At 58.6% G+C, this 8,162-nt stretch carries 8 protein-coding genes; 4 read left to right on the forward strand and 4 right to left on the reverse strand.

The window, feature by feature from the left end:
* The first annotated feature begins 62 nt into the window (after positions 1–62).
* A complete protein-coding gene (locus KZZ06_RS15095; RefSeq protein WP_219580942.1) occupies positions 63–662 on the forward strand; it encodes a hypothetical protein in 600 nt (199 codons plus the stop codon).
* A 3-nt stretch (positions 663–665) separates the two neighbouring features.
* On the forward strand, positions 666–1,334 hold the full coding sequence (locus tag KZZ06_RS15100) for a protocatechuate 3,4-dioxygenase subunit beta (RefSeq protein ID WP_219580943.1): 669 nt from the start codon (positions 666–668) through the stop codon (positions 1,332–1,334).
* A gap of 135 nt (positions 1,335–1,469) precedes the next feature.
* On the opposite strand, the gene KZZ06_RS15105 is transcribed toward KZZ06_RS15100, so the two are convergent.
* From KZZ06_RS15105 to KZZ06_RS15120, 4 genes are read right to left on the reverse strand one after another with little or no spacing between them, the layout of a single operon-like run.
* Positions 1,470–1,781: a hypothetical protein gene (locus KZZ06_RS15105; RefSeq protein ID WP_219580944.1), complete on the reverse strand. Its 312-nt coding sequence runs from the start codon at positions 1,779–1,781 to the stop codon at positions 1,470–1,472.
* Positions 1,768–3,066: an acyclic terpene utilization AtuA family protein gene (locus KZZ06_RS15110; protein ID WP_219580945.1), complete on the reverse strand. Its 1,299-nt coding sequence runs from the start codon at positions 3,064–3,066 to the stop codon at positions 1,768–1,770. The genes KZZ06_RS15105 and KZZ06_RS15110 overlap by 14 nt, the downstream gene beginning before the upstream one ends.
* Entirely contained in the window at positions 3,063–4,922 is a 1,860-nt protein-coding gene (locus KZZ06_RS15115; protein WP_219580946.1) for a TRAP transporter fused permease subunit, read from the reverse strand. Before KZZ06_RS15115 ends, KZZ06_RS15110 begins: the two co-directional genes overlap by 4 nt.
* A gap of 1 nt (position 4,923) precedes the next feature.
* Positions 4,924–5,883 carry a TAXI family TRAP transporter solute-binding subunit gene (locus tag KZZ06_RS15120; RefSeq protein ID WP_257884381.1) on the reverse strand — a complete coding sequence of 320 codons (960 nt, stop codon included), beginning with the start codon at positions 5,881–5,883 and terminating at the stop codon, positions 4,924–4,926.
* 90 nt (positions 5,884–5,973) lie between these two features.
* On the opposite strand from KZZ06_RS15120, the gene KZZ06_RS15125 reads away from it, so the two are divergent.
* Both KZZ06_RS15125 and KZZ06_RS15130 read left to right on the forward strand, forming a co-directional pair.
* A complete protein-coding gene (locus KZZ06_RS15125; RefSeq protein WP_219580947.1) occupies positions 5,974–6,915 on the forward strand; it encodes a LysR family transcriptional regulator in 942 nt (313 codons plus the stop codon).
* 969 nt (positions 6,916–7,884) lie between these two features.
* Positions 7,885–8,162, forward strand: a 278-nt coding sequence (locus KZZ06_RS15130; protein ID WP_219580948.1) for an Ig-like domain-containing protein, incomplete at its 3' end; no start/stop codon positions are given.

Here is an 8,162-nt window from a genome sequence, read left to right on the forward strand (position 1 = left end):
TCCGTATTGCGTTCCTTGGTGTTTAATATGCAAAACGGACCAAAGACAATGGAGGACAGGCGATGACCGATCCGGCATCCAACCTTTTACCAGCCACGAATGAAGACACCTGCGGGCCGTATTTCCCGATCTATTTCGCCGATCCCGCGCTCGAGGATCTGACCCGCTTTCCCCCCGGTGTCGTGGGCGCGGCCGAGGGCACGCGGATCATCTTGCGCGGCCGTGTTCTAGACCGCCACGGCGAACTGGCCAATGGTGCCGTGCTGGAGTTTTGGCAAGCCAACGCAAAGGGCGTCTACCGCACGCCTGCGACCCAAGGGGACGCGGGGATCGACCCGTGGTTCGACGGCTATGGCCGGTTGCGTACAGCGTCGGGTGCTTATGAATTCCGCACCATCTTGCCGGGGGCTGCACCGGGGCGCGCGCCAAACATCACGATCACGATCTTTTCCGACGGGATCAGCCGGATCGTCACGCAGGTTTTCTTTGACGGGCAGGCGGGCAATGACGCCGATCCCGTTCTGCAATCGGTTGGCAATGACGCGCCCAAGCTGATTGCACGCCATGATGGGCGCACCGCCAGCGGGGCCGAGGTCTATGTCTTTGACGTCGTCATGGCGGGCCCCGGTGAAACCCCATTCTTTGACGATCTGGAGAGCTGAACCATGGCCAAGCAAGGACGCATTCTGGGCATTGGCCCGACCGATAACACGTCAGATCAACGCACCCCGCGCCAGCCGCTGCGCCTGATCCCCGACATCGCACGGGCCAGTTTTGTCCCCGTCGTGCCCGCACGCTATGCGACGAACCCGCATGAATGGGACATGACCCGCACAGCACCGGACCGCCCCCGCGCCGATGGCGTTCCGATCGAAGTGACAGGCCGGGTGCGCAGTGCATCGGGCCGTCCCGTGGCGGGCGCACTGCTCGAGGTTTGGAGCGCCAACCACTATGGCCGCTACCGCCATGTCGAGGATCATTCCGGCCTGCAGCTGGACGACAACCACCTTGGGATGGGGCGGGTGCTGACTGATGGGGAGGGGCGATATAGGTTCTGGGCGATCAGCCCGGGTGCCTATCTGGCGCGGCCCGATATCGGACGGTGGCGGCCCAAACATATCCATATGTCCATCAGCGGCGGATCATCGCGACTGATCACCCAGATGTATTTCCCGGGCGAGCCGAACAACGCCAGTGACCCTATGGCGATCCTCATGGGCGACGCGTTCGAGCGCAATATTGGCAGGCTGCGTGACCCGCAAACGGCAGGGGTAGAAGAGGCCTATGACTTTGATATCGTCGTAGGTGGACGGAGCGCGACGTTCTTTGAATAACGTAGGGTAGGGCGGCTGATTGCAGAGCGGCCCAAGCAGACCTCAAGCACGCTGAAGCCGCGGGGGGAGAGCGCCCCGTTCCCGAAAGGTATTTGACATCAAGCGTCTATGGCATGTGCCCCAAGCGTTGGGGGCTTACGAGCTGTCGGACGTCAACGGCATTTCAAGCAGGACCGAAGAAAGGCATTTGCCGTGGGCGTCCAGTGCCAGCGATCTTGTCACCCCGCCCTTGAGGGCACCCTTAAGGACAAAATTCATCGCGCAGAGCTGGGGCAGAACATAGCGCGTGACGGCACCGGCTGGCTGGTTGAGATGCGCGGCGACACGTTCGGGAGTAATCTCGGCAAGCAAACGGTCAAAATCCTTCGCATGATAAGCGATAACGGAGATGTTGGAGGTGTCGCCTTTATCTCCGGTTCGGCCGTGGGCAAGATCATGTAGCTTCATTGTTTGCTCCCAGAATATCAGAGCGCAAAATGACCCTGTTGGACGGCACCAATGTCGAAGCAATGGCGATGATTTCCCGCACCGATTTCGAAACACCGCCGCCTGCAGCGGGTCCGCATAGATAAAGCGATTCCACTTCTTCGCCGATCAAACGGGCCGTGGCGGCGCTGGTGCAGCGGGCGGTGTAGCGCAGGCGGGTATCCTCTGCGCTGCCGATCAGGTGGCTCAGTCGCTCGTCGATGTCGGCGGCATCAATCCGTTGGTCCAGAATTGATCTGGCCAGTTCGGCGCGGGTGCGGGCATTCACACCCATGTATGAAATCTGTCCCTCGCCTTGCCATCCGTCGCGATAAGCAACCGAAACCTTGAGCTGTCCGGTGGGGGGCTGGCCCGTCGCGCCGCGCACGGCCACGCGGTTCTTGCCGATAGCTTCGAACGTGACCTTTGAAAAATCTGCCACAACGTCGGGCTGTAAGTAGCGCGCAGGGTTGTGGATTTCATAAAGCAGTTGTTCGGTGCAGGTCGCGGGCGTGACGATCCCGCCGGTGTTCTCAAGCTTGGTTATGACGGCGTTGCCATCTGCCGTCACGTCGGCAAAAGGAAAGCCGATATGGGCAAGGTCAGGCACGTCCTTGACGCCGGGGTCCGCAAAGTACCCGCCTGTAATTTGCGCTGAACACTCAAGGAGGTGCCCGATCAATGTACCGCGCCCAAGCTTTTCGTAATCGTCCATTGCCCAGCCAAAGTGATGCACCAAAGGTGCCAAGAACAGCGCAGGATCGGACGCACGTCCACATATAACGATGTCGGCCCCCTGAGCGAGCGCCTCGACGATGCCGGAAATGCCGATGTAGGCATTTGCCGAAACCATGCGCTGCCCCAGGGCCGAGGCGGGTTGACTGGTCTCGTCCAGGATGTACCCAGCGATCTGGTCGGAAACATCGTCGCCGGTCACCATCGCGACTTTCAACGATAGACCAAGGTCGGCCACAATGGCGCGCGCTTTTTCCGCAGCGGCGCGCGGGTTGGCTGCGCCCATGTTCGTGATAATTTTGGTGCCGTGTCTTGCACAGCCCGGCAAGGTCGCGCGAAGGCGGCGCTCAAGTAGTGGGTCATAACCTCCGGTGGGATCGTCAAGCCGTGCCTTTTGCGCCAGTGCAATGGTGCGTTCGGCCAGACATTCAAAGACCAGCACATCCAACGCCCCGCGATTGGCGAGATCGGCAGCCGGTTCGATCCGGTCCCCTTGAAATCCCGCGCCACAGCCAATTCTGAACGGTTTCATGCCAAAACCTCCTTGTGCCTTTGGCCCAGCTTGCGCGCGCCGAAATACACGGCAAAGGCAAGGATAGGGGTGATTGGGTGCGGCCAGACGGCCAGAACGATCACAGCAACAAGCAAAGCCGTGTCGATCAGCCGGTTTCCGACAAGAGGCGACCCTGTAAGCAACATCGGTACCGCAATCACAAGCACCGTCCCCGCCAAGATCGCTTCGGCTATTGCCACTGGACCGCCCTGAAGCAGCATGCCGGGAAAGAGCAGCAGCAAGAATGGCACAAGATATGTCACCGCTCCGAGGCGAACAGCATGGCCGGCGGCGGGCAGCCAGTTTGTGTTAGCGATACCAGCACCGACAAAAACGGCCACGCAGACGGGCGGCGTGATCACGGAAATCGTGGCAAAATAGAAGACAAAAAGATGCGCGGCCAAGGGGTCAACACCCACGGCAGTCATGGCGGGTGCCAGCACGGCTGCAACCAGAACATAGGCGGCGGTCGTCGGCAGGCCCATGCCCATGATCAGGCAGACAAAGCCCACGATGAACGCAACCATCGGCACGCTATCACCAGCCATCGATACGATCAGCGATGACAACGTGACGCCAATGCCGGTGAGATTGATCATCGACACCAGCACCTGCGCACCCGCCAAGAGCACGCCGATGATGACCATGCCTTTTCCGGCATCTTCCAACCCGTTGATGATCTTGCCGATCATGTCACGGGGCGACAGTCTGCCCGCTTCGGTCGCAACAAATGCGATCAGCAGACCAATGACGCCGTAAAATGCAGCCGTCGCAATAGAGCGCCCAAGCCAGATGCCGATACCCAGCCCGCCAAGCGCACAAAGGATCGGTGCCACGCGACGCGGTGACACGATTGTGGCCCATGCGGGCAGCTCGTCCTCTGGGACAACGGCCAGACCACGGCGCAAAGCGACAAAATGCACGGTGACGAAGACTGATGCATAGAACAGGATCGCAGGGATGATCGCCCCGAGGATAATTGTGGTGTATGGCAGGCCCAAAATTTCGGCCATGACAAAGGCCGCAGCCCCCATGATTGGCGGCGCTATTTGGCCGCCTGTTGATGCCACGGCCTCGACCGCAGCGGCGAATGGTCGGGGATAGCCCAACCGGATCATCATAGGGATGGTAAAGTTGCCCGTGGTCGCGACATTCGCCACCGCAGAGCCCGAGATCATCCCGAACAATCCGCTTGCAATCGTTGCGATTTTGGCCGCCCCACCGGGCTGACGACCGCCAAGGCGCATGGCAAGATCCATAAACGCCTGCCCACCGCCTGTGTGCAGCAACAGCGCCCCGAACAAGACAAAGGCCGCGATGACCGTTGCCGCCACGCCCGTTAACATGCCCCAGATCCCGAGATCCCCAAGAAAGATCGTTTCGGTAACAAAGGCAGTGTCGAAACCACGATGGCGCAAGGCACCGGGCAGCAAATTGCCGAACAATGCATAGCCTAGCCCTAGCATAACGAGGACTGGAAAGATCAAACCTACGGTGCGCCGCCCAAGCTCAAGCACTGCCAGAACAAGCCCTACGGTCAGCGCCTTGTCTAGGGTCGTGGCCCAAGGCAGGGATGTCATGATGTCGTCGTAGTTCCAGACGACATAGCCGCAAGCGATCAGGACTAGTGCACAAAGCGCGAGATCAATTGCGATGCCGATCGGACGCCAGCGGCTGCCAGCGCCCAACGGGTAAAGCGCGAAACCCAAAGAGGACACAAGCGCAAGGAAAAGAGCGCGCTGGATCAGCCCTTCGAAAGGGCCGCTTGCCGCTGTGTAGAAAACGAAGGCTCCTACCAATATGGCAAGCGCTTTTTGGATATTCGCGAGGGTCATTTTAGTTGGCTTTCAGCTTGGCAGGGATTTTCATGCCCTGTTCTTCGAACCAGCGCGCAGCACCCGGATGCAGGGGAACCGTGCCATAGTCCAAAGTCATCTGAGCCAAGTTGGCACCTTTTAGCGCAGCCATCGCATTGGCCTGTGCCGTATCGTCGGCCATGATGGCGGAAACGATTTGGTATGCCGTTTCATCGTCCATTGATGCAGGTGCGGCAACACCAACCCCAAATGCCCAAGTGCTGTAAGCAGGGATGCCATCAGCAGCGCCTGCTGGAATGTCTACGACGGAAATGTCCGGCATCTTTGCGCGCAGCGTTTCGGCCTGTTCCGGGCTTAATCCAAGAACCGAAATATCTGTCGAAACCGCGATATCCATGGTCGACCCGTCAAGCTTGAGCCCCGAGCCGGATTTGACATAGCCCACAAGGCGGTTGTCCTTGATTGCACCTACAATATCCGTTGTTGACCCGCGCACATAATCGGCGCTGAGGCCAAGGGTGTTGAACACCGCTTCGGTCGTGGCTTCGGTGGAACCGCCCTTGATGCCGGGATTGAAACGTTTTCCTGCCAGCCCCTCAAGACTGTTCACATCCGTATCAGCGCGGACAACGACGTTTTGTGGCGCGTTGGTATATACCCACAGCAGGCGCAGGTCTTGGGCATTGCCTTCGAATGCATTGGTGCCTGATACGGCGTGCTGCACGGCATTTGTGGTCACCAGACCCAGATCGATCTGACCACGCCCCATGCGGCGGATGTTGTCCAGCGTCGCGCCTGTCTCGACAACCGAGGCTTTCAGCCCTTCGGTGTTTTCGTTGATCAATTGGCCTACCGCAACGAAATATCCGTAGTGGCTGGACGACGCCGAGGTCGACCCAATCAGTAGGTCAGTTTCCTGCGCGGCCAGTGGCGACGCGAGCAAAGTTGCGCCCAAAAGCGCGGCGATTGTATGTTTCATGATTTCCTCCCTTGGATGCCCTATCGGGGCCCTGCGATCATGCAATGGATTACTTGTTGCGAAAATGGTTGAGTTTGGGATAATTGATGCATGAAACGCAATAATATGTCTCTGTCTGATTACACGGCGGTGCTCACACTGCAAGAAGCCGGATCATTCCGCGCCGCCGCCGAAAATCTTCGCATGTCTCCATCTGCGCTCTCTCGTCAGATTTCCGCGCTTGAGGATCAGCTCGGAACGCGTCTTTTTGACCGCGACACGCGCAACGTTAAACTCACAGCAAGCGGTGCCGTGCTTGCCCGTATCGCGGCGCGTATGGTGAACACCGCCCAAGATGCATATGCCGAGTTCGACGCCCATCTTTCTGCGCGTCACGGACAGCTGACCATCGCGGGGCTACCGTCTGTCACGGCGGCGTTTTTGCCGCAGGTGCTGCGCCGGTTTACGTCCAAATATCCGGACATCGACCTGAAAATAATCGACGCGCTATCAGAAAGCGTGATCGAGGTTATTGAAACCGGGCGCGCAGAGATAGGATTCACAGCAGGAACCCTTTCAACGCGGTCCCGGCTCGCTTTTCAACCCGTGATGGATGATGCTTTCGTTGCGATAGGCGCATCCGACGGGCCGCTTCAGGAAGATCGGTCATATGATTGGTCGGAGCTGGTCGAGATGCCGTTCATAGCAATGGCACAAGGCACGTCTGTGCGTGAATTGCTCGACAGCGCCTGCCTGCGGTTGAACCGGCCGCTGTCGCCCCGGTTCGAGGTCGCACATCTTGCGACTGCGGGCGCCTTGGTGGCCGAGGGGCTGGGCATTACGGCTTTGCCGGAACTGACACTGCCGGTTCTGCCGACCGAACGCCTTGTCCAGCGGTCGATCATCGGGTTCGGTGCCCGTCGGCGCATCGGGCTGGTGCGTCAAACCGGGCGGTCACTCTCCCCCGCGGCCAGTGCGTTTCTGGAGGTTCTGTCAGAAACGCCCGTCAAAGCTAAACCTTCGCCCGCCGGCAGTCTGGTTAAACGTCCGTAATGGTCAGCCTTGGCCGGGCATCACCAAATTACGACCCAACCGCCAAACCAAACAGCGTATAGTGGAGCCTTGCTTGTTCGAATTGTGGGGCGGCACGACAGCGCGGGGTCGATCACGATAGCAGGCTGACAATGGGGGGCTGCTACGCCCCCTAACTGACGCGGCCGCATGGCCGCGTTTTACGCAATTTCTGGGGAAATATCGCGCAGCTGTCACACCGCGCCGCACGTAAGTACCTGTAAATTAACAATACATTTACAGCGGGGGAAAGTGTGCTTTTTGGCACCTCGCTTGAAGACCTGTGGCGATCAGACCGACGTCACAAAAATGCTCCTGCCATTATTTCTGGTATCGGAGTTCGGGCAACACGGTCGAAATCTGCGGCACCCTTGGCTGGGGGTCGTATTTCGAATGTTGTGCGAATTGGAATTCAAAGTGTTTGTAAAATCCCCTATTTTTAAGCGTAAATTTGCGTGTGTAGCACTATGCTACTCTCTCCGTGAGGCCACGAAAAATCTGCGCTTAGCGCTTGTACCTGTCAGCGCTGTCACCGGATATGGCGGGTTGGGCCGTGTTCGGTCAACTACCGTGGCCGCGGATATCTTGATGCCCGAGAACCGGCGTGGGATGGCGAAATATTTTACGCGAATCTGTTTTGTGATTGGGCTTTCTTTCGCAGCGCTTGTGCAATCACCTAGCGAGCTACAGGCGCAAACGGTCACTGAGAGCTGCCCAGAATTTACAAGTAGTTATGACGACATAATGTGGCCGGCTAGCTATAGCAGTTCTCTCTACCTTTCTGCTGCTGGCACCTGTAGCAGAGTTCCGGCCTCTGGCGACCTTGCTGTCGTTAGTTTTTCTCCGAATAGCGATAGGGTCATCCGCACCGACCCCGCGAAAATTGAGGGCACCTCGGTCGCGTTGACATGTGGTAACCTATGGGCCTTCAACACTGTGCATTCTTGTTCTATGACGCGCCAGATCGGCTATCGGCTCGTGACGGTGGATTTTAGTGGTGCGGTAAACGTGGCCAATGAATCGGGCGGAACGGCGGACGTGGAAATCGTTTTTGGGGCGTTCGCCTACAGCAGCGTTGCCGACACGACCCCGCCCACCATTTCAATCGGGGCGTTCACCGATGCCGCAAATGGCAATCAGACAGTAGAGATTACCCTGTCCGAGGCCAGCACCGATTTCGCTGTTGGCGATCTGACGTTAACCAATGCGACGGCAACCCTGACGGGGTC

Origin of the sequence: Sulfitobacter sp. CW3 (genome assembly GCF_019392245.1) — a bacterium.
Lineage (GTDB): Bacteria > Pseudomonadota > Alphaproteobacteria > Rhodobacterales > Rhodobacteraceae > Sulfitobacter.

Coding starts and splice junctions, on each gene's coding strand:
- KZZ06_RS15095 (WP_219580942.1), top strand. CDS start 63: ATGACCGATCCGGCATCCAACCTTTTACCAGCCACGAATGAAGACACC.
- KZZ06_RS15100 (WP_219580943.1), top strand. CDS start 666: ATGGCCAAGCAAGGACGCATTCTGGGCATTGGCCCGACCGATAACACG.
- KZZ06_RS15105 (WP_219580944.1), bottom strand. CDS start 1,781: ATGAAGCTACATGATCTTGCCCACGGCCGAACCGGAGATAAAGGCGAC.
- KZZ06_RS15110 (WP_219580945.1), bottom strand. CDS start 3,066: ATGAAACCGTTCAGAATTGGCTGTGGCGCGGGATTTCAAGGGGACCGG.
- KZZ06_RS15115 (WP_219580946.1), bottom strand. CDS start 4,922: ATGACCCTCGCGAATATCCAAAAAGCGCTTGCCATATTGGTAGGAGCC.
- KZZ06_RS15120 (WP_257884381.1), bottom strand. CDS start 5,883: ATGAAACATACAATCGCCGCGCTTTTGGGCGCAACTTTGCTCGCGTCG.
- KZZ06_RS15125 (WP_219580947.1), top strand. CDS start 5,974: ATGAAACGCAATAATATGTCTCTGTCTGATTACACGGCGGTGCTCACA.